The sequence below is a fragment of the Prevotella sp. E9-3 genome, from assembly GCF_022024015.1.
Taxonomy (GTDB): Bacteria; Bacteroidota; Bacteroidia; order Bacteroidales; family Bacteroidaceae; genus Prevotella.
Genome location: NZ_CP091786.1, coordinates 685,490 through 707,870 on the forward strand (window position 1 = coordinate 685,490; position 22,381 = coordinate 707,870).

At 46.4% G+C, this 22,381-nt stretch carries 13 protein-coding genes; 8 read left to right on the forward strand and 5 right to left on the reverse strand.

The window, feature by feature from the left end; all coding sequences use genetic code 11:
- Positions 1–76 precede the first annotated feature (76 nt).
- The 4 genes from L6475_RS02510 (at position 77) to L6475_RS02525 (ending at position 5,562) form a co-directional block, all read left to right on the forward strand.
- The gene (locus L6475_RS02510; RefSeq protein WP_237822210.1) at positions 77–1,555 is read left to right on the forward strand and encodes a rhamnulokinase family protein; all 1,479 of its coding nucleotides are present in this window, start codon (positions 77–79) and stop codon (positions 1,553–1,555) included.
- Positions 1,556–1,649: 94 nt separating this feature from the next.
- On the forward strand, positions 1,650–2,900 hold the full coding sequence (locus tag L6475_RS02515; protein ID WP_237822213.1) for an L-rhamnose isomerase: 1,251 nt from the start codon (positions 1,650–1,652) through the stop codon (positions 2,898–2,900).
- A gap of 130 nt (positions 2,901–3,030) precedes the next feature.
- A complete protein-coding gene (locus tag L6475_RS02520; RefSeq protein ID WP_237822215.1) occupies positions 3,031–4,422 on the forward strand; it encodes a sodium:alanine symporter family protein in 1,392 nt (463 codons plus the stop codon).
- Positions 4,423–4,524: 102 nt separating this feature from the next.
- Positions 4,525–5,562: an L-rhamnose/proton symporter RhaT gene (locus tag L6475_RS02525; protein WP_237822218.1), complete on the forward strand. Its 1,038-nt coding sequence runs from the start codon at positions 4,525–4,527 to the stop codon at positions 5,560–5,562.
- A 22-nt stretch (positions 5,563–5,584) separates the two neighbouring features.
- Here the strand turns inward: L6475_RS02525 and L6475_RS02530 are convergent, their stop codons facing one another.
- Complete coding sequence (locus L6475_RS02530; RefSeq protein ID WP_237822220.1) at positions 5,585–8,128, reverse strand: family 43 glycosylhydrolase; 2,544 nt, start codon at positions 8,126–8,128, stop codon at positions 5,585–5,587.
- A 35-nt stretch (positions 8,129–8,163) separates the two neighbouring features.
- Positions 8,164–12,276, reverse strand: a complete 4,113-nt coding sequence (locus L6475_RS02535; protein WP_237822221.1) for an alpha-L-rhamnosidase — start codon at positions 12,274–12,276, stop codon at positions 8,164–8,166.
- Positions 12,277–12,522: 246 nt separating this feature from the next.
- Between L6475_RS02535 and L6475_RS02540 the strand changes: the two genes are divergently transcribed.
- Both L6475_RS02540 and L6475_RS02545 read left to right on the forward strand, forming a co-directional pair.
- A complete protein-coding gene (locus L6475_RS02540) occupies positions 12,523–13,407 on the forward strand; it encodes an NAD kinase (RefSeq protein ID WP_237822223.1) in 885 nt (294 codons plus the stop codon).
- A gap of 29 nt (positions 13,408–13,436) precedes the next feature.
- Positions 13,437–15,137 carry an ABC transporter ATP-binding protein gene (locus tag L6475_RS02545; protein ID WP_237823965.1) on the forward strand — a complete coding sequence of 567 codons (1,701 nt, stop codon included), beginning with the start codon at positions 13,437–13,439 and terminating at the stop codon, positions 15,135–15,137.
- 299 nt (positions 15,138–15,436) lie between these two features.
- Here L6475_RS02545 and rhaD read toward each other — a convergent pair whose 3' ends face one another.
- Positions 15,437–16,246, reverse strand: coding sequence for a rhamnulose-1-phosphate aldolase (gene rhaD / locus L6475_RS02550; RefSeq protein ID WP_237822225.1), 810 nt, complete (start codon positions 16,244–16,246; stop codon positions 15,437–15,439).
- Positions 16,247–16,420: 174 nt separating this feature from the next.
- Here rhaD and L6475_RS02555 point away from each other — a divergent pair, with 174 nt between their 5' ends.
- Together L6475_RS02555 and nhaD are read left to right on the forward strand one after the other, a co-directional pair.
- Positions 16,421–17,032, forward strand: a complete 612-nt coding sequence (locus tag L6475_RS02555; protein WP_237822227.1) for a DUF6621 family protein — start codon at positions 16,421–16,423, stop codon at positions 17,030–17,032.
- A 76-nt stretch (positions 17,033–17,108) separates the two neighbouring features.
- Positions 17,109–18,440 carry a sodium:proton antiporter NhaD gene (gene nhaD, locus L6475_RS02560; protein WP_237822228.1) on the forward strand — a complete coding sequence of 444 codons (1,332 nt, stop codon included), beginning with the start codon at positions 17,109–17,111 and terminating at the stop codon, positions 18,438–18,440.
- Positions 18,441–18,613: 173 nt separating this feature from the next.
- Here the strand turns inward: nhaD and L6475_RS02565 are convergent, their stop codons facing one another.
- A complete protein-coding gene (locus L6475_RS02565; protein WP_237823968.1) occupies positions 18,614–19,486 on the reverse strand; it encodes an AraC family transcriptional regulator in 873 nt (290 codons plus the stop codon).
- A 44-nt stretch (positions 19,487–19,530) separates the two neighbouring features.
- Positions 19,531–22,377 (reverse strand): ATP-binding protein, encoded by a 2,847-nt coding sequence (locus L6475_RS02570; RefSeq protein WP_237822230.1) that lies wholly within the window; start codon positions 22,375–22,377, stop codon positions 19,531–19,533.
- Positions 22,378–22,381 lie beyond the last annotated feature (4 nt).

The window sequence follows — 22,381 nt, forward strand, 5'->3', positions numbered from 1 at the left end:
TAGTAATGTGGGCGAACCTCTGTTTTGTGTAATTTTGCAAGCATATTACTAATTTTATATAGCTAGAACCTAAAAGATGGAAAACAAGAATTGTTTTTTCGCTGTTGACCTTGGTGCCACAAGTGGCCGAACAATTATCGGTACCATAACAGACGGACACTTTGAACTGGAAGAGGTAACTCGCTTCCCCAATAATCTGATTGAACAGGGCGGACATTACTATTGGGATATTTACGCCCTCTATTTCGAAATAATCCGTGGACTGAAGGAAGTGGCCCATCGAGCTATCGAGATTACTTCTATAGGTATCGATACCTGGGGAGTGGACTTTGTGTTTGTTGGCGAAGATAATGCTATATTAAGGAACCCACGTGCATATCGCGATCCTATTACTTTCGATGCGATGGACGATTACCTGAAGCATGTTATCTCAAAGAAAGAGGTTTATGATGTGACAGGTATTCAGTTCATGAACTTCAACAGCATCTTCCAGCTCTACGCTATGAAGCGCGAGGGCAATTCGGCTTTCAAGGCTGCAAAGAAAATACTCTTCGTGCCCGATGCTCTTTCGTGGATGCTCACTGGCAATGAGGTGTGCGAATATACCATCGCTTCAACCTCACAGTTGCTCGACCCACGCACCAAGCAGCTGGACGAGCGCCTGTTGCAGTCGTTGGGACTTACCCGTTCTATGTTTGGAAAGATGGTTCAGCCAGGCACAATGATTGGCGTGCTCACCGACGAAGTCCAGCGACTCACCGGACTGGGCCCCGTGCCTGTGATAGCCGTTGCCGGTCATGATACAGGTTCTGCTGTGGCTGCTGTTCCGGCCAAGGACGAGAAGTTTGCCTATCTGTCGAGTGGTACATGGTCTCTCATGGGGATTGAAACGAACGATGCCATCATCAACGATCTTTCTTACGAGCGCAACTTCACCAATGAAGGCGGAATAGAGGGCACCACACGCTTCTTGAAAAATATCTGCGGCATGTGGCTTTATGAGCGTTGCCGCTTAGAGTGGCCCGAGGAAGTACGCAAACTTTCTCATCCCGAGCTGCAGGGACAAGCCATGAGCGTTGAGCCTTTCCGCTCGCTCATCAATCCCGACGATCCGATGTTTGCTGCTCCTGCTTCAATGATTGGAGCCATCAAGAAATACTGTCGCGATACCAACCAGTATGTGCCAGAGACCCCGGCAGAGATATGCCGCTGCATCTTCGACTCACTGGCTCTGCGCTATCGTCAGGTGTTCCAGTGGATGCAGGAGTTTGCTCCCTTCCGTCTCGACGTGCTGCATATCATTGGTGGCGGTTCGCTCAACAAATACCTGAACCAGTTCACTGCCAACTCTACCGGTGCCACCGTACTTGCCGGCCCGCAGGAAGGTACAGCCATCGGCAATATCCTGCTGCAAGCCAAGGCTGCCCGTCTGGTCAAGGATATCTGGGAAATGCGTGCCATCATTGCCAACAGCATTGAGCTCGTGAAGTATGAGCCACAGGACAAGGCTGTCTGGGATGCCGCTTTTGAACGCTACCTTAGCATCGTCAAATAATGTCCACCCGTTGCAGACAGTATGCGACCATCCTTTAACAAAAGAGAAATAACAACAAAAATAATATTCATCAATAATTAACGACTTAAAACGCATGAAAGCAAATTTGATTGAACAGGCATACGCCGTAGCTAAAGAGCGTTATGCAGCCATTGGTGTTGACACCGATGCAGTACTTGACCAGCTGCAGAAACAGCAGATTTCTCTGCACTGCTGGCAAACCGACGACGTGGTTGGTTTCGAGCGCAACGATGCATTGAGTGGTGGTATTCAGACCACTGGTAACTACCCCGGACGTGCACGCAACATTGACGAGGTTCGTCAGGACATTGAGTTCGTAAAGACTCTGCTGGGCGGTAACCACCGTTTGAACCTGCACGAAATCTATGGCGACTTCCAGGGCAAGTTCGTTGATCGCGACCAGGTAGAAGTAAAACACTTCCAGAGCTGGATTGACTGGGCTAAGGAGAACAACATGAAGCTCGACTTCAACTCAACCTCATTCTCACACCCCAAGAGTGGCGATCTGACACTGAGCAACCCCGACAAGTCTATCCGCGACTTCTGGATTGAACACACCAAGCGCTGCCGTCGCATTGCCGATGCTATGGGTAAGGCCCAGAATGATCCCTGTATCATGAACATCTGGGTGCATGACGGTTCAAAGGATATGCCCGTTCAGCGCAAGAAATACCGCGAAATTCTGGCTGCTTCACTCGATGAGATCATGGCCGAGAAGCTCGATGGCGTGAAGAACTGCTTTGAGGCTAAGCTGTTTGGCATTGGTCTGGAAAGCTACACCGTGGGCTCACACGACTTCTATACAGCCTACTGCGCTACCCGCAAGCAGATGTACACACTGGATACCGGTCACTACGAGCAGACCGAGAACGTTTCTGACTTCGTAAGCACCTTGCTGATGTACGTGCCCGAACTGATGCTGCACGTCAGCCGCCCCGTACGTTGGGACTCAGACCACGTAACCATCATGAACGACCAGACACTGGATCTGTTCAAGGAACTGGTACGCTGCGATGCCTTGGACCGCGCCCATGTCGGTCTCGACTACTTCGATGCTTCTATCAACCGCATTGGTGCCTACATCATTGGTACACGTGCCACACAGAAGTGCATCCTGCAGGCACTGCTCGAACCCAAAGAACAGTTGCGTAAGTACGAGGACAACGGTCAGTACTTTGAGCGTCTGGCTCTGATGGAAGAGGCCAAGTCTATGCCTTTCGGCGCTGTGTTCGACTATTTCAACCTGAAGAACAACGTGCCCGTAGGCGAGGAGTTCATCCAGTGCATCCAGCAGTATGAAAAGGATGTAACCAGCAAGCGATAAATAGTTATGAAATATTGATTGGGGAACGGCATTCTTCTGCTTTTGGGGGAATGCCGTTTTTTTACAATTCATAACAATTGTTTGGCAGTATGGTAAAAAGTCGCTACCTTTGCACATATACACAATACTTATGATAGACTTGATCAATCAACTGAACGATGCCCTATGGGGGTATGTGATTATTGCTGCATTGGTGGGATGTGGCTTGTGGTTTACAGTCCGCACTCGTTTCGTACAATTCCGCATGTTTGGCGAAATGTTGCGCTTGCTAACCGATTCGTCAGACCGACCAAAAGGGCATGAGAAGCACATATCTTCATTCCAGGCATTTGCAGTGTCACTCGCTTCACGCATTGGAACAGGCAATCTTGCCGGTGTGGCCACAGCAATAGCCGTTGGCGGACCTGGTGCTGTGTTCTGGATGTGGGTGATGGCTCTTGTGGGATCGGCCACAGCATTTGTCGAATCCATCTTAGGTCAGTTGTTCAAGCGTCATCATCAGGATTCGTTCATCGGTGGCCCGGCCTATTATATTCAGCAAGGTCTGCACAGCAAGTGGATGGCTTTCCTTTTTGCCGTGCTCATCACTGTGTCTTTTGGATTGGCCAACAACTCGGTTCAGGCAAATACTATCTGTGGAGCAATGCAGGGCGCCTTTGGTTTTGACCCAGTATTGGTGGGCTTGCTGTTGACTGCGCTGACACTGGTTATCGTGTTCGGCGGTATTCAGCGTATTGCCCGTGTCAGTTCGGTACTTGTGCCAGTGATGGCGGTGGGCTATTTCGTGTTGGCTCTGGTCGTCATCTTTATGAACCTTTCCTATATTCCCCATGTGTTCAAGGTGATTATTGAAAGCGCTTTCGGACTTAATCAGGCTATTGGCGGAACCGTCGGTGCCACTATTATGAATGGCGTGAAGCGCGGACTCTTCTCGAATGAGGCCGGCGAGGGCAGTGCGCCCAATGCTGCAGCCACAGCCGCAGTGAGCCATCCGGTGAAACAAGGACTGATTCAGGCACTTGGCGTTTTTACCGATACCTTGCTGGTATGTTCATGTACAGCGTTTATCATCCTGATTAGCGGTCTCTATGACCATCCGGAGCTGAATGGTATTGTTCTTACACAGAGGGCACTTCAGAGTGAGGTAGGGGCCTGGGGAGCCACCTTCGTTGCTGTGGCCATTTTCCTCTTTGCCTATAGTAGTATGATTGGCAATTACTACTATGGTGAGGCAAACATCCGCTTTATGACCAGCAATTCAAAGGCCGTTACGGTGTTCCGCATTTTCTCGGGCGGCGTGATGGTGATGTTTGGCGCTCTCGTTTCGCTCGATACCGTATGGAGCATCATAGACCTTTGCATGGCCTTGCTCACGGCTTGTAATCTCGTGGCTATTATACTTCTTGCCAAATATGTTTTCCGACTGTTGGACGATTACCGCCAACAGAAGCGTCAAGGCATCAAGGAACCTACGTTCCATCGATCACAACTGCCTGAACTTGACCTTGAGTGTTGGGACTGAAGTGGATAATTTTTTGTGCAAATATTTTGGTGGTAAATATATTTATTCGTATTTTTGTAATCAATAACTGAATCATTAAATCTATTATTATCCTTTTATATCATGGAAGTAATTATCGGACTTTTGATTATTGCTGTTGGCGCATTCTGCCAAAGCAGTTGCTATGTACCTATTAATAAAATAAAGAACTGGTCGTGGGAATCGTATTGGATTATCCAAGGTGTATTTGCCTGGTTGCTTCTGCCATTCCTTGGCGCACTGTTGGCTGTTCCTGATGGCGAGTCGTTGTTTGGATTATTCACTGAGGCTCCCTCGTTCAATGTGTTCATGACCATTCTCTTTGGTATCCTTTGGGGTGTGGGAGGTCTCACTTTCGGTCTTTCCATGCGCTATTTAGGTGTTGCCCTTGGTCAGTCGATTGCTTTGGGAACCTGTGCCGGACTTGGAACCATCATGGGCCCAGTGCTGTTGAATGTGTTTTTCCCTGAACTCAATGCACTCGATTCTCTTACCTTTGCTGTGATTACCGGCGTGGTTGTTACCTTGTTGGGTATTGCTATTATTGGTGTGGCAGGTGCCATGAAGTCGGCAGCCCTTTCTGAAGAGGAGAAACGTGAGGCGGTGAAGGACTTTAATTTCCCGAAAGGACTGGCAATTGCCTTGTTGGCCGGTTTCATGAGTGGTTGTTTCAATGTAGGTCTGGAATTTGGTAAGGATATCAATTTCGGTCAGCTTACCGATCCAATGTTCCGTACCCTGCCTGCTACACTGCTTGTTACTTTCGGTGGCTTCATGACCAATGCACTTTACTGCTTCTTTCAGAACGACAAGAACAATACCTGGGGTGACTACAAGAAAAAGTCGGTATGGTGCAACAACCTCCTGTTCTGTCTGCTTGCCGGTGCACTGTGGTACTCACAGTTCTTCGGATTGGCTCTTGGAAAGGGATTCCTGAAGGAAAGTCCTACACTCATAACCCTTTCGTTCTGTATCCTGATGGCGCTGAACGTTGTATTCTCCAATGTGTGGGGTATTATCCTTAAGGAGTGGAAAGGATGCTCGCCGAAGACCATTGCCGTGCTCATTCTTGGCATCATAGTCTTGGTTGTTTCGTGCTTCCTTCCACAGCTTATAGGATAGTGAGTGTGATAATTATTGTGTTTTAGTGATAAACCACCTTACGGTTGCCTGCAACGTAGATGGTGTGGGGAAGGGCAGAGTCGGGATCGACACGCTGCCCTTTCAAGTTGTACAGATATTCAACTGACGAAGTAGTCTGCTGACCGTCCTTGTAGGTGCGAGGAGCAGAAATGCCCGAAGGCTTCTCCATTGGGGTGACAGAGAAATTGTCGAATCGTATCACAGAGTTGTGGGTACGGAATCCTGCACGTCCGGTGATGAATGGTTTGGAATCCGTATAGACAATCACTGGTTTTTCCATATCGTCGAGATAGCATCGGATGGTAGCTCCCTCTACTTCGACTTTCATGTGATGAGGCTGGGTAGGCGACACATTCTTGTTGGCTGTAGCCAAGGTTTGCCATCCGTAATTGTGCTTGCCCAATGCTACCGATGTGGTACCGGCCATGAAGATGTAGCCCTGGAGGAAATCGGTGCCCAATACAGGATTGTCGTCAGCACCGCCAGTAGAAGCGTTCGTGGTGCGGAAAAGCAGTCCGCCATTCATGGATGTGCCTGTATAGATGACGTCACACTCTACAGTATAGTTCGTGAGGTGTATGTCATCGAACCCTCCCATCAGCATTTTACCATAGCCACCAGTTGACTCAAGTTGACCATCCGCAATGGTCCAGTAGCCTTCTTGGTATCCCCATTCGCTGTTGAATCCATTGTCAAAGTTGTCGGCCATGGCATGAGGACTGATCACGCCGCGTTTGAACAGGTATTCGCAGATGATGGGCTGTCCGTCAATCACTTCAAGTGTCAGTGTGTGCTTACCGCCAGGAAGTGTGATGTCGTAGATGGGCTCGCTGACTATTGACGAGTGTGTGGAGGGTAGTGTACGGCTTCCTGTTACGGCCTTTCCGTCTATGAATAGGCGAATATGGGCCTCGGTAGTCGATTTGTAGGTTAAACTGAGATGGTAGAGATTGTCTTTTTGAATGTTCACCTGATAATCCAGTTTGCTGCCGGCACCACATTTCATGCCATTGGTATTTCCCTTTCCAATAGAATAGGAAACGGCACGCACGTCGTCGCTCTTTTCTGTGCACATAGAGGCTGATATAATGCCAGGGATAGGAAGACTGACACCCAGTATGCCGCTGCCGTCAACGTAGGGGCTGATGGCAATATAGGAGAAGTCGGCTGTCGATGATTGGGTAGAATAACCCACTTTTCCTCCATGCATCTGTGTCGTAATCTGATATTTGCGCATGCCGTCAATGTACACTTTAGTAAACCGTCCGTTCTTCTCAATGCGGATGGCATGCCAGCACGATGGGTCGAAGTCTTTTGGAAGCGAAATGACACGATTGCTTTTCTCTGAACCATCTTCAACGACAACGACTTCCAATTTCTTTTCAGTAGTATTGATGCGAGCCTCAGCATAATTGTCGGCATCCAGATAGGAAAAGACAGCTCCGCAGTATCCGTTGCCGTCAGTTGCGCGTAAGGTAAATTCTGCAGTATATTCGTCGTAGGAATAGTCCCCGAAAATGGCTGTGCAGTGTCCGTTGCTATTGTCCTGACTCAGGTGATCATTGTCCATGATGTGCCAATTACCTCCGTTTGTCGTCCATTGGCTGCCCAACACGCTGCGTTCAAAATAGTCATTAAAAGCAACAAGAGGACGGTCTTGCTCCCAGTCGGTGGGACCCGTCATAATCAGTTTGTCGCCAGAGAAACCAATACGCTCAAAATTGAGCAGACGTCGGGCCTTGTTGTCCTGTAAGTTATGATAACAGAAGAAATAAGTGTCCAAGTCAGGACCGATGAAGGCTGTTCCGTGTCCCAGTGCTTTGTGGGTAGGCGTTTCCGTATCGATGAGAATGGGATTCTGGTCACTTTGAGGGCGGAATCCGCTAAGTGGGCCTCCATCGCTGATAGCATAGTCTATTCTGTAGCCATTGGTCCATACGTGGTTGCCTGTATAGAGGAGGTAATACAGATTATTGCGTTTGAACACACAAGGACCTTCTGTCCACTGTCCTGTGATGCAGCAGCCTAAGTCAACATCATTGCCAAAACTCAGATGTGTGGGCATGGTACATCCGCGAATACCTCCATTATTGGCATGGTAGAAATACCAGTTGCCATCATCATCAATAAACATAGATCCGTCAATGTCGCGTCCCAGGTTGCCAGTCTGATGAGTGAAAGGGCCAAGCGGACTGTCGCTGGTAAGAAGATAGTGGCCTCCACCGCGTGGTGAGGTACACATATAGAATTTCCCATTCCAATAAATTACCTCTGGGGCATAAGCCACAGCTGTTGTCTCGTCGGTGCAACAGATATAGGAAGAGGACCATTCCATCAAGTCTTTTGAACGCCAACAGTAGATGTTACGGTCGCCGGCACTCACATAGAGGTAGTAATAACCGCGATATTTCATGATGTAAGGATCGCCCAGGCTTCGGTCTTCCAATCCGGGAAGAACCATAGGGTTGATCCAACCTTCTGCTAGTGAAAAACAGACGTTATTGAACGTCAGAAGCAAGAACGCTATAATAAGTATTCTTTTCATTTTATTTATGGATTAAGGGGTTGTTGGCGTGTTTCTTATTTTTTGAGGTATTTCTTTCCGTCAGCAATGTAAATGCCTTTAACCTGTTTTGAATTGCTGAAGTTGCGGCCTGCCAGGTCATAGACTGTTTCGGCAGCGCCCAGACCCTCCACGGCGGAGGGTAGGGCGATAGCTGAAATCTTCAGATGGGTGGTAAAATGATAGGTACCAGAGCCCAGACGGAATATTTTGCAACCATCAGCATAGCCAATGTATTCTATGCCTTCAGACTCTTCAACAGCAATATTGTTCTCATAGACAGGAGTCTGTTCGTCGGCTACAGGCAACAGAAGCGTTGCAGTAGTGTTGGCAGGTATGGTACAGTCGTAAGTGAACTCGTCCTGTGATACAGACTGCCATGCAGAACGGATGTCACCATAATTGCTGTGGTGGTGGCCACGTGCACTGGTGATAAGTTGCTGTCCTTCGGGAAGGGTGGTACGACAGTCGGGCTTAGGCTGAAGAATGATGTGGTGGAAACCAGGATCCTGATCATCCCATTCAATACCGAGCATATAGCGATACATCCACTCGCCTACGGCACCATAGGCATAATGGTTGAACGAGTTCATGCCAGGATCGCCGAAACCGGTTTCGAGTGTATAGCTATTCCAACGCTCCCAGATAGTGGTAGCACCTTGGTCAATGCTATAGAGCCAAGAAGGACATTCGCGTTGGAGCAGCAGGTCGTAGGCCAGGTCAGTCATGCCGAAACGTGACAAGGTGGTGTTCAGAATCGCTGTTCCGGCAAATCCTGTGTTCAACTTATACTTGTTGCGAATGATAGCCTTGCTCAGACGGTCTTTGATGGTGTTAATCTCAGTATCGCCTTCCAGCATATTGTATTCAAGGGCCATGAGGAAAGCTGTCTGCGTGTTCTGGCGGATCGTAGGAGTGATATAGCGTGAACGGAACTCGCTCTTGATGTTTTGGTACAATTCCTCATACTGTTGAGCTTTCTGAGCATAGATGTCGTTAGGAGTCTGGCTTAATGCTTTCGACATTGTAGCCATGAGCTGCGCATCAAGACCGTAGTAGGCCACTGCAATGTAACGGGTGTCTGTATTTACAAACGACAGCCAGTCACCCCATGTGAGACCACCGCCATTGTACTTGTAGCCATCGAAAACCTGAGTAGAAAGATAATCCATGTAGCGGGTCATTGACTCGTAGTTTTCACGAAGTGCTTCAACGTTGCCAGTCATCATATAGATGTTGTACGGAACAAGGATACCGGCATCTGCCCATACGCACTGTCCGAAGGGAGTTCCCCAGTTTTCTGGTGCTACGCCAGGATATGCTCCTTCGTTGTTCTGACCATCGCGCATGTCTTGCATCCACTTGCGGTAGAATGATTCCATGTGAGCATTGAACATGCCTGTGCGTGAGAACACCTGAGTGTCGGCAGTCCATCCCAATCGCTCGTCGCGTTGAGGACAGTCGGTGGGAATACTGAGCAAGTTGCCTCGCTGTCCCCATGTGATGTTCGAGAACAGTTGGTTCACCATCTCATTGCTCGTCTCCAGCGATCCCAATTCATCGGTTGAAGAACTGATGGGTTGGGCTTCAATAGCCAGAATTTCAACATCATCGCCTGGAGTAATTTCGCAGTAGCGGAATCCGAAGAAAGTTGTTGATGGGTGGTACTGTTCGCCGTCTTCATCACCTCGCAGGGTGTAATAGAGAGATGCTTTGGCAGAGCGTAGGTTGGTAAGATAGGGCGTTCCACCAGGGCCGTCATTGCCACGACTGCGAGAACCATTGTCGTTAAGCATCTCTACAAAGCGCATCTTCAGTCGGTTGCCCGATTTTCCTTTAACCTTGAAGTTTACCCAGCCCACAATATTCTGTCCGAAGTCAAAGAGTACCGATTGGCCTTTCTTTACGGTGATAGGAGCAGGTCCCTGCTGAGTTGTGATGACATTGGCCATACCGAAGTCTGTTCCCGTTGGGGTGCTGCCTTCATAGATGGTAGCTGTCTTGACTTGTTTGAAATGCTCTGGCAGCAATAGTACATAACCGCCAGTGAAAGCGTTGATCTCGCCCTTGAAATCGGCGTTCTCGCTCACTGCATTCCAATGACTGTCATCATATTGGGCAGTGGTCCAAGGTTCTATAAGGCGTGCATCGTATATCTCGCCATCATAGATGTCGCCCAGTTTCATGGCACCATTCTTGGAAGAAAGCCATGAAAGGTCGCTCACTACCACATCCTGCGAACCGTCACTGTAAGTGATGAGTAGTTTTGCCAGGAATCCCAGTTCGGGCGAACCGTAGGCGCCATGCATCACAGCTCCTGCCCACCAACCGGTAGTGACGAGCGCGCAGAGCGCATTCTTGCCTTCACTCATCATAGAGGTGACGTCGTGAGTGCTGTAGAAAACACGTTTGCGGTAGTCGGTCCATCCTGGTTTCATCTCTTCATAAACAGTAGTTCCATCGGGCTGGAGGTGACCCACACGTTGGCCGTTCATAAAGAGATCATACACACCAAGTCCGCTGGTGAACAGAACGGCAGAAGCCACTTTCTTGTCGATATTGAATGTTTTGCGGAACATCGGCATTCCCTTTGTGCGTGTCTGCATCACTTTCCTTTCGGCATTGGGTGATTTTACATGACACATGCGACTACCTTCCAGTTCCTCAATGTTGGCGTCAAAGAAAAAGTCGGAAGAAAGGGCTTCGAAATCCTCAGAAAGAGTAATCGTAGGCTTTGCGTCCTTGTCATATTCGGTGACCACAATATTGTCGTAGTATGCTTCTTCGCCTGTATTGTTGTCAACACGCATGCCGATATCTCCTTTTACGGCAGAACCTGTGTTGTCGGTGTAGGTGTCAACCAGCATATCATCTATGTATGTATAGATTTGATTGCCTTCTACTTCAATTCGGTAGTGGCGTCTGTGGCCTACCAAATCCGACTTTTTAAACTGGGTGAACTGTGCATCGTTCCATGTCAGATTGCCATTGATATAGACGTGATGGCGTACGGCAGGATTGGCGTTGTCGTTGCAATTAATCTGCCACATGTGGTAAGTGTTAGCCGAAGTGTAGGCAAATATCATGGCAGCGGCCGATTTTACAAGATACATGTCGAAGTCAACAGCATAATGAATATTGCTGTCATCTGTCTGTTTCTGCCATACCAGTACATGGTTGTTCTTTGAACCTACGACACGTAGCTTTTCATTATTGGTAAGGGTACCGCCAGTGAAGCTGTTGCCTGATGAGAAATCTTCTGAGAAAAGTGGGGTGCCATCGGATTTGCTGACGCGGATGTCATCGTAAACACCAATCTCTTCTAGTCCGTCGCGTTCGCCATGGTCTTCGCGCATGCCTACACGACCAAACTTAAAGTTACCGGTTCGTTCATCGACTAATACATTATTTATATACGTACGTGCGCGTGAGGCACCTGTCACCTCTATTCGGAGGGTAAACTCGTCTGTATTGTTTAATGCCACCTTGCCACGAAGGTCAATATTGTCAAGGCAAGCAGGATTGCCATTTGCCCAAACATGTGGACGCAGACGCGGATAGTCGCCCTCAATGTTCAATTGCCAGAAGTAAAAGTTTGAGGCATCTTGCATGGCAAAACAAAGACCGGCAGCAGTATGCTCAATTTGAACTTTTCCTTCAACGATATAGTCGGTGATTTCTTCTGCAGCGTCTTGTGGACTGAGATCGGTGGCTTTTATCCATTTTGCTCCACTCCAGCCTGAAGCCAACAGACCGGTTTCAAAGAAGGCTGTCTCTGTAGAGGTGGCTTTCTGACCCTTGTTGTCATTTACTGTGACATGCCAATAATAACGGCTTGCAGGTTGTAATGAAAGAGCCGTTGTGACATTAGCCGACTGACTACTCTCAACAATTCCCGAGTCGTAGATGGGATTTGAACCATCGGCATCTTTAGAGACGACGAGCTGGTAGGATGTTTGTACTACTCCACGATCATCCGATTGAAGTTGCCAAGAAAACTGGGGTGTGAATGTGTCAATTCCGCTTGGATTGCGTAATGATTGAACACGAAGGTTATCGACAGTCAGTGCGAATGCTGAAAACCAGCAAACAGTTGCCAATAACAAAGAAATAAAGATTCTTTTGGTCATAATTGATAATTTTATAGTTAGGTAAATTTGTAATATTTGCCAGCAAAATTATGAATTTTACTTTTTGGAAAATGAAAATTTTGATTCAAGAAATAGCAAAATCTGGTAACAGGGGGATTATCCCCATTTTGTTACTATTCCATTTGATACGCGAACTTTGTTTTTTGAGAAATACTACCTATTTCTTGTTTGTTTGCGGGAAATTGGCTAATTTTGCAGGCAGAACGATTATGTCTTTTTCGTACTATGCCTACAAAGAGTTTTAGGTTTGCCATTTTCGGCAACGTTTATCAGCAACACAAGTCATTAGCCATTAAACAGCTTGTTGATTGTTTGCATCAGCACAATGCAGAGATTGTGATTGATGATGAGTATTATGACTTCTTATGTTGCAGTGAACTGATTTCATTGGATGAAGTTGAAACGTTTACTGGTTCAGACTTTGAAGCCGATTTTGCTGTTTCTATGGGCGGTGATGGAACATTACTGATGACTGCCAGTCGTGTGCGTGACAAACAGATTCCCATTGTAGGCGTCAATATGGGGCGACTCGGTTTCCTGGCAGATGTAAGTGCTGCCGATATAGAAGATACTGTGGATGCTCTCTATCGAGGCGACTATTCGGTTGAAGACCGTGCCCTGATTCATGTAGAAACAGATGGCGAACCCATTGAAGGTTACGATTGTGCATTGAATGATGTGTCGATTCTGAAACGTGACTCGGCATCGATGATTTCTATCCGTGCATCTATCGATGGTGAGTATCTGATCACTTATCAGGCTGATGGACTGATTGTTTCTACACCTACTGGTTCAACAGCCTATTCACTTTCCAATGGTGGCCCTATCACAGTTCCAGGAACGGGCGTACTGCTGCTTACAGCCGTTGCTCCCCATTCGCTGAATGTGCGTCCTATTGTATTGCCAGACTCAGCCGAGATTGAACTGACAGTGAGCAGTCGCAGCCATTCATTCCTGGTGGCCATAGACGGTCGTAGTGGTAAACTGCCTGAAGGCACAACACTTAGGTTGACGAAAGCACCTTACAAGGTGAAAGTGGTGAAAAGACGTGAAACAAGCTATTTCTCCATGTTGCGCGAAAAAATGATGTGGGGAGCTGATGTCAGATAGGTTGATTGTTGAATCATATAGTATTGAAAGTGAGCATACGTCATTATTTCCATATTCCAGAGAGTAAGTACTCGGCCATACAGATTTTGTGTTGGCTATGGCGAGTATGGAAAGGCAATCGCCTACAGGCTATACTCAATGCCACTATCGGACTGTTGGAAGTTGCTTTCAGTCTGGCTATGGTATGGGCCATGCAGCGGGCCATTGATCTGGCTTCCGCAGGTATTGGCCTTTCAGCAGGAGAAGAGAAAGCAAGCAGTGGCGAACTGATTGCTGCTGTAGGGCTGATGGCTGCCATTACGCTATGCGATTTTGCCTTGGGCATCTCTCGCGTATGGATTAAGAATATCTTAGGCATCAAGGCGCGTAACAATATGCAACAACTGATGCTGGCCAGACTGTTGCGCTCAGAATGGCGTGGGCGTGAGGCGATGCACTCAGGTGATGTTATCAACCGACTGGAAACTGATGTGAACCATGTGATTGATTTCCTCACCGAAACCTTACCTTCCACCCTTTCTACGCTGGCCATGTTTATTGGCGCTTTCTTCTATCTGATGCAGATGGACACCTGGTTGGCCATCATCACGGTTGGCATTCTGCCTGTGTTCGTCTTGGGAAGCAGGTTTTATGTTGCAAAGATGCGCCAGCTGAGTAGAAAGGTGCGCGAGAGTGATAGTTTTGTTCAGAGTCTGCTGACAGAAACCATGCAGCATCGTATGCTTGTCAAGACAATGGAGGCCGACGAACTGATGCTTGACAGACTTGAGGGAACCCAGTCGGTATTGAGAGAACGGGTAAAACAACGGACAATTTTCAGTGTTGCTTCTAATCTGTTTCTGAATACTGGCTTCTCTTTGGGTTATCTGATTGCTTTCCTTTGGGGATTGGTGCGCCTGAATAATGGTACCATAACCTTTGGTGCCATGACTGCCTTTCTGCAGTTAGTGTATCGTATTCAAGGCCCTGCACGCAATCTGACGAAATTGGCTCCCGCTTTTGTGAATGTCTTTACTTCTGCTGAACGTCTCATGGAGTTGGAAGAAATCCCAGAAGAGGAACAGGGAAAAGCAATCATGTTGCCATCGCCATGCGGTGTCCGTTTCCGAGATGTGAGCTACAGTTATATGCCTGGTAATAGGACCGTTGTTCAGCATGCCGATTATGATTTCAAACCAGGTTCGTGTACTGCTATTCTTGGTGAAACGGGATCGGGAAAAACAACACTCATCAGGTTACTGCTCAGTTTGATTCACCCTCAACAAGGCGCTATCAGTATTTATTCTGCCTCAGCCGTTGGCGAACAAATACTCTCACCCCTTCATCGGTGTAACTTTGTGTATGTGCCTCAAGGAAACACTTTGTTAAGTGGTACGCTGCGCGAAAACCTTTTGTTGGGTGCACCGCAGGCTACTGACGAACAAATGCGTGAAGCCCTGCAAATGGCCTGTGCTCAATTTGTTGACGAACTGCCTGATGGACTTGATACTGTGTTTGCTGAACAGGGTGGGGGACTCTCGGAAGGACAGGCTCAGCGTATTGCAATAGCCAGAGCACTGTTGCGTCCGGGAAGTATTATTCTGTTGGATGAGGCAACAAGTGCTCTCGACCCATTGACTGAACGACAGCTACTTGATAATATTCTGCGTGGACAAAAGAAAACCGTTATCTTTGTAACCCACCGTCATGCTGTGACCGAATATTGCGACCAAACCATCTTTGTGAAATAAATACTAAAACAAATTTTGGCCATTATTTTTTGAATTTTGGCCAAAATTCAAAAAATAATGGCCAAAATTTAAAATGATAGCTTTGCTGTAGATAAGCAAAAGCATAATTCTTGTCGTATAAAAAAAGCCCTGGCGCTTCACAGCGGCAGGACCTTTATTTATTAAATAGTAAGTAATAATGATTTTTTATATATGTGTATATAGTCAGTAGCTGTTTTTTAAAAAGATTTCCTATCTACGAGTGTCCGTATTATTATATATGTTTCAATTTGCTTTCAATTCTTTGACTTGCCTAAACCTTATCGAGGCAAGTTGAACGCACGTGTCATCTCTTTCATCTGTGCGTCACTCATACCTTCTGGTTCAAATCCCATGCACTTGGCATTGATATAGATCTTTGCACTCTTCGAAAGTACGTCAATTTGGTCGAAGGCATCCATCACATCCTTGCCCTTAGCAAAAACACCATGCTTCTCCCACATCACCACATCGTAGTCTTCCAACTCTTTGAGGGTTGCATTGGCTAATTCGTTTGAGCCTGGAAGGGTATAGGGAACAATGCCTAATCCTAACGGACAGAATGCTTTTGTTTCAGGAATCATTGACCAGAGTATCTTTGTCAGAACATCCTTGCCAAGGAACTCACGCTTGTGACTCATAGCAACCAACTCGATGGGATGGGTATGAACGGTAGCCTTATAGCCACTGCCTGTTTCAATCTGATGAGCATGTACTGTGAGGTGACTGGGAAGTTCGCTCGTAGGCATTACGGGATTGTCTGCAATCATTACATAACTTGCACAATCGTCAAGAATACGAATGATACTACCATTTTCCATTGGCCAGCGAGCTAAGTCGCGCATGCGTTTGCCTGTTCCCTTGCAATAGAAATAGCATCCCTTCAATGCGGGAAGCGTAACGCCAATCTGCTTTACTTCGCTGATAGCAGGCAATTTCCGAATCTCATCGTCAACGTACTCTGTAATGTTGACAGTGATATTGCCACCGTTACGCTCTGCCCAACCGTTTTGCCAAAGATAACCAGCTACTTCAGCTATTTTCTCTATCTCAGACTTTAGTGCGGGACGACCTTCTAAAATACTTTTCATTGTGTATTTCTATTTCTTTTTGCGCTGCAAAGTTAAACGTATTTTGGCATTCATATACGAATAATTTGATTTTTCGCCTCCAATTTATGATTTTTTAATTGATTTAAGTCAATTAGTTGAAAAAGCATTTATAATTATGTTTGCGTGGAGAAAATATATTGTAACTTTGCAGTCATGAATGAAGTAAAGTGGAGCGAAAATATTATTCTGGCCGATGCAGAATATATAGATAAGGTGGCTTTCGACCTGATAGTGAATTTTGAGCGCATGTTGGGACGACGCATCCCGCCGGCTGATATGGCCCGATGGTTAGATTGTGTTGCTTTAGATGGCGGAATGCGCGAACTTCCACAAGCTGATGGCTCCACAGAACGTGTAAATGAGGTTCTGGCCGTCTTTATTCATGACAAACGCCATAGCTGTTTACACAATTTCGCTCCGTCCAATTATTCGGAAGAGTTGAATGGTAAAGCTTTCAAGGATCATTTAGGCGAGTTTTCTATTAGCGCTTTGCCAGTAGAGGAAATGACCACGAAAGCTGATTTCTTTATTGATACCCTCCAATTGGTTTGTGCCCAGTCAGATGTGAAACGCGTGATGGTGGTCGTATCTGATGAGTTGTATGATCGTGTGCGTCAGGCATTGCGAAATGTTGATGACGAGAAACGAATCACGGTGTTTGGCATGCAGCCTCGTGAGGGCGGTAATTTCAGGCAGGAGATTCTGGGATATTCGTTGATGGCAGCTTTAGGCATCCGTTCAGAAGAAATATTGCAGAAGGCATAAAGTATGAAACCTGATAGATGATACGACCAAAATTATTCATTACATATATTAAAAATCTAAGGTAAAAAGAGAAAAAATGGCTACATTGACAATCTTTATTGTTGCGGTCTTCGTGATTGGCTATCTGTGTATAGCATTGGAGAGCGTTACCGAGATCAACAAGGCGGCAATAGCCCTGTTGATGTGTGTGGGGTGCTGGACACTTTTAATGGTGTCACCTGGTATGTATTATCCTGAGATAGCCTCAGGCGAGGTGGTTCATCATATCAGTGAAGTGATTGAACATCACCTGGGAGACGCTGCTGGTACGCTGTTCTTCTTGATGGGTGCGATGACCATTGTTGAGATTGTTGATTCTAATGGCGGCTTCAACTTCGTACGTGATACCTTAAAGACACGTTCAAAGCGGAAACTGCTGTGGCGTGTGGCTTTTATGACCTTCTTCCTTTCAGCCATTCTTGACAATCTGACCACTTCGATTGTGATGATTATGGTGCTTCGTAAATTGGTACAGAGCCGTGAGGAGCGTCTTATCTATGCTGCGCTGATTGTTATCTCTGCTAATTCTGGTGGTGCTTTCTCACCTATCGGTGATGTGACTACAATTATGCTATGGATTAAAGGCGTTATCACTACACAGGGCGTGTTAAGCGAGATTTTTGTTCCTTCACTTGTTTCAATGCTCGTTCCTGCCTTCATCCTTCAGTATTCGCTCAATGGAAAGTTCGATAAAGATCAGAATTTGCAGGTGGCTGAAGTAAGTGCTTTTACGAAGAAAGAGCGTAATATCATTTTCTGGTTGGGAGTAGGCGGTCTGATTTTTGTACCCATTTTCAAGACCATAACCCATTTACCTCCGTTTATGGGTATTCTTCTGGTTCTTGGTGTGCTATGGACAACTACCGAGATTTTCCATCATAATATTTCAGAAGAAGACACCATGGCCAAGCGCGTGAGCGACCTGCTGTCTAAAATAGACCTCTCAACCATTATGTTCTTCCTTGGCATCCTGATGGCTGTAGCCGTTCTGCAGGAAGTAGGAGTGTTGACAGCTATGGGTGAAGGACTGAATGAAGCGTTTGCCGGAAATTACTATTTGGTGAACGGCATTATCGGTATTCTTTCTTCTATCGTTGACAATGTGCCTTTGGTGGCAGGATGCATGGGCATGTATCCCGTGGCTGCTGAAGGAGCTATGGCTATTGATGGTATCTTCTGGCAGTTGTTGGCTTACTGTGCTGGTGTGGGTGGCTCAATGCTGATTATTGGCTCTGCTGCTGGTGTGGTTGTCATGGGATTGGAGAAGATTACCTTCGGCTGGTACATGAAGAAAATTACCTGGATTGCTTTCGTTGGCTATCTGGCAGGTATTGCCTGCTATTGGGTAGAGAGAGCAATTTTCTTCTAAATAAATTGAGAGGTGAGAATTGAGAGTTGAGAGGCTTTTTTAATTGAGAGTTGAGAGTTGAGAATTGAGAGGTATGATTAGTTTTGCTTCGAGTACTTACCATAGTCATAAGTAATCATACCTCTCAATTCTCACCTCTCAATTCTCACCTCTCAATTCTCAATTCTCAACTCTTACTGGTTCCTTAGTTCGCTTGGTCGTCGCCCGGTTTTAATTTTGAACTTAGCCGAGAAATAGTCTGGTGATTCAAAATTCAACTGGTAGGCAATTTCCTTAATACTCATATCAGTAGTGGTGAGCAGTTCCTTGGCACGCTGAAGGCGCAAGTCTTGCTGATAGACAGCAGGAGAGAATCCCGTATGTTCCTTGAATAGCTTGCGGAAGTTACTATAGCTAACGCCAAGTTCTTCAGCCACCTGTTGGATGGTGAGCGGACTCTCTAAGGCTTCGCGGATGCGCAAGCGGGCTCTGTTGATCATGTCCACATGTGCCTGGTTGCGTGACATTAGTTGAATGTTGCGTTCCAGTGAGTACATCATGCCAATCAGATGATTGACAATTCCCGCCATCAGTTGTTGAGAATAGGCGGCCTCTTGTAAAGCGGCCTCGTAAGCTTGTTTGTAGAGGGTAACAATACTATCGGAGAATCCAATATGGTAGATGGGCTTTTGTGGCGAAAGAAAGCCATGCGTCACACGGTCGTCCATGTTCTTGCCTTTAAATCCAATCCAATAACTCTTCCATCCCGTATTTTTTGATGGATGGTAAGTATGCCATTCGCCGGGGAAAAGAAGGTACATGTCTCCCTCATGGAGTTTGGTCTCTTTGGTCGATGCACTACGAAAAACACCTTCGCCTTCGGAAATGTAGAGTATTTGATACTCGTTTAGGCAACGGCCTTTTTCAATATCGAAGAAGTAACCATCTGCATGGCCTTTGGTGGGATAGGAATCACCAGGCTGAATCTCTTCATAGCCGATGGTAGTAACGGTTAGGCCCCAGAGCATGTCGCGCTCATTAGCCAACATATATTTACTTTTTTGAATAGACATGATGGTTTATTAATGGCTATTATGTTGTAATTATTCTATCATATATTACTTGTATCTTGGGCAACTAATTGGCTTGTTTCGCAGGGAATCCAAATCCAGAAAGTTGAACCATGACCTTCACCTTCACTAGTAACGCCAATGCGTCCGCCACAGCGGTCGGCAATACTCTTACAGATACTGAGCCCAAGACCAGTACCCTGTACGAAATCATTCAGTTTGACGAAACGGTCAAAGACTGCTTTTTGCTTGTCTTTGGGAATACCTGCTCCCGTGTCCTCACAGTACATGTAGATGCCTGTGGAGGTTTCTCCATTGTCGCTCCGCTTGTTCTCCTCGCAACGATAGCCCACCTTGATATGACCTTCGTGGGTATATTTCACTGCATTGGTGGTGAAATTGGTGATAACCTGTTGCAGGCGGCCTTTGTCCAGATGCGTGGGGAATGATTTATAGGGATTGTCAACGATGAACTCTACGCCTGGCTCTTGCACGCGTTGGGCAAGAGTCTGACAGATGTCATTGAAGGCAATGGCAAAGTCAACATCTTCGGCCTCAATAGACAGTGGCCCTTGATTCATGTTAGATGCCTCAATAATGTCATTAATCAGTCGGATGAGCATGTCGCAGTTGTTACGTATGATTCTCATGAATTCGCGACGTTCCTCAGTCGTGTCAATAACCTGCAGCAGGTCACTAAAACCTACGATGGCATTCAGAGGCGTACGTATTTCGTGAGTCATGTTGGCAAGGAACACACTCTTCAGCTTTCCGGAATCCTCCGCACGACTGGTTTCCTGACGCAATTTCTCCTGCGTCTCCATCAGTTCGGTGACGTCGCGGACTATTCCGAAATGTCCCGTTAATTGTCCTTTTTCATCGTGCATGGGAATACCGCTGATGGCAATCCATTGAGGGTCGGGGTTCACAGGCGATCTTCTGAAATGAAGGGTGATATTGAAGTTCTCATCAGTACCAACCATGTTTCCGAAAGTAGTCATTGCCAGTGCTCGCTGCTCTTCAAAGATATTATTGATAAACTCCTCGAAGGTCAGTGTGAACTCATTCTTCTGCAGCGTTCGCGAGAAGTGAAGTTTCTTTTCAGTGAGACTGGAATTCCATACCCACATATTACTGTTTTCCAACAGATATCTGAGCTCACGTTCATATTTTGTTCGCTTCTCATTGGAGACACGCAGTTCTTTTTCCTGATTGTATAGCTCCATATACATGGCACGTTCGGCAGTAATGTCGCGTGCAGTGACCACGTAATACAATAGCTCGCCATTTTCGTAGGTTGGAAGAATTCTAACCTCAATGTATCTGTCGATGCCAAGATCGGGATAATACATGTGTTGACAGGCATGCAGGTGGTGGGAACTTGACGGGTCGAAGTCGCCTTTGAAGAGTGGCGCGTCTTGAAGTCTTACGGTGTGGAAGAATGAGTCTTCGCTGGCCTCGTCATAGCCAGACAACTTTCGCATGTTGGCGTTCAGGGCAATGAGGCATCCATCCTTGTCGTAGAACGACATGGCTACGAGTGTCGTTTCGAAAATTTTCTGGAAACGGTTCGATAGCTCTCGTGCCTTTTCTTCCTCTTCATGCTCGTGAGTGACATCTTTCAGTGTGCTAACTATGTATCTTACTTGTCCAGAACTGTCTTTCTCGCTCAATAAGTGGCCGGTAATATATATCCAACGGGGTTCGTCGGGATTGTCCTGATAGAAAGACCTCCAGCGCATGTTCATTTCATAAGTCTTTAACTCTCCTTTCTTGATGAGGTTGATGTTTTTTAGAATCTCTTCTCTGTCGTCGGGATGGATATGATCTTTCAGCTGTTGGAAGTTGATACCTCCTTCTGGTAGCATGCTTCCATGTGTGTTTATAATCTTGTCATTTACCAAGTCGTATTCCATCACATCGTAGTCACTCTGCAACAGAGCCAGTTGCATCATGTGGTGCAATTCCTCCGTCTCTCTATTGGCATGATCTTCTTTTTTATGTAGCTTACGATTGATATAGACAAGACCAATCACGAAGAGTATAAGAAGGATGGTGCTGAACAATACGGTGTAGGGCAGATTGTTCTTGGCCTCTTCTGGATGAAACCATTTCTGCCTTAGTTGATACAGTTCACCATTCTGGTCCATACGAGCGTAGTAGTCATCAATGAGGTCGATAAGTTCTTTGTCATGGGCCACGAAATGAAATTCTCCAACAATGATGGATAGTGGACTGAGCACGATACTGTCTGTTAGTCCCAACTGATGAATACTCCATTTCAATGGCTCATCACCTCCTAACATATAGTATCGTTCACCGGAAGATACCATCCTGAATGCTTCTTTTGGCAAAACCGTCTCAAATGCACTGTCTGGTCTCAGTTCTTTCAATGTCTTGATACCCGCATGGTCATATTCTCCTACCACAAGCTTCTCGGCATTCTTCAGTTGACCTAATGTTTCAATAGGAGTAGCATTGATATTCGTTGCCACTTTCAAACGGTAATAGTCCAATATGGAGCGCGAGGTGTAGCAAGGCTGTTGATGAGGCACGAATACTGGGTCTATAATCAAGTCGGCTTCCCCTTTTTCAAACCAGTATGTGGCCTGATAGTTCTCTTTTGTCGTGAGGATGTACGGTATCTCCATCTTGTCAAGTATTGCTTTGATAAGCTCGTTCAGGAATCCGTCGGGTTCACCATCCTTGTTCAGAAACTCGTAAGGAGGGAAATCACGATTGGTCAGAACCACCAATGGCTTTTGCTCCGGATATCTGTCCCTTGGGTGTGCTTTCGTTTCAGTAGTTACCAAACATAGAAAACAGAGTAAGATGATACAGATATATATTCCTTGTACCTTGTTCTTTATAGGTGATAATTCTTTCATTCCG

Coding starts and splice junctions, on each gene's coding strand:
- L6475_RS02570 (WP_237822230.1), bottom strand. CDS start 22,377: ATGAAAGAATTATCACCTATAAAGAACAAGGTACAAGGAATATATATC.
- L6475_RS02520 (WP_237822215.1), top strand. CDS start 3,031: ATGATAGACTTGATCAATCAACTGAACGATGCCCTATGGGGGTATGTG.
- L6475_RS02555 (WP_237822227.1), top strand. CDS start 16,421: ATGAATGAAGTAAAGTGGAGCGAAAATATTATTCTGGCCGATGCAGAA.
- rhaD (WP_237822225.1), bottom strand. CDS start 16,246: ATGAAAAGTATTTTAGAAGGTCGTCCCGCACTAAAGTCTGAGATAGAG.
- L6475_RS02515 (WP_237822213.1), top strand. CDS start 1,650: ATGAAAGCAAATTTGATTGAACAGGCATACGCCGTAGCTAAAGAGCGT.
- L6475_RS02510 (WP_237822210.1), top strand. CDS start 77: ATGGAAAACAAGAATTGTTTTTTCGCTGTTGACCTTGGTGCCACAAGT.
- L6475_RS02530 (WP_237822220.1), bottom strand. CDS start 8,128: ATGAAAAGAATACTTATTATAGCGTTCTTGCTTCTGACGTTCAATAAC.
- L6475_RS02525 (WP_237822218.1), top strand. CDS start 4,525: ATGGAAGTAATTATCGGACTTTTGATTATTGCTGTTGGCGCATTCTGC.
- L6475_RS02535 (WP_237822221.1), bottom strand. CDS start 12,276: ATGACCAAAAGAATCTTTATTTCTTTGTTATTGGCAACTGTTTGCTGG.
- nhaD (WP_237822228.1), top strand. CDS start 17,109: ATGGCTACATTGACAATCTTTATTGTTGCGGTCTTCGTGATTGGCTAT.
- L6475_RS02540 (WP_237822223.1), top strand. CDS start 12,523: ATGCCTACAAAGAGTTTTAGGTTTGCCATTTTCGGCAACGTTTATCAG.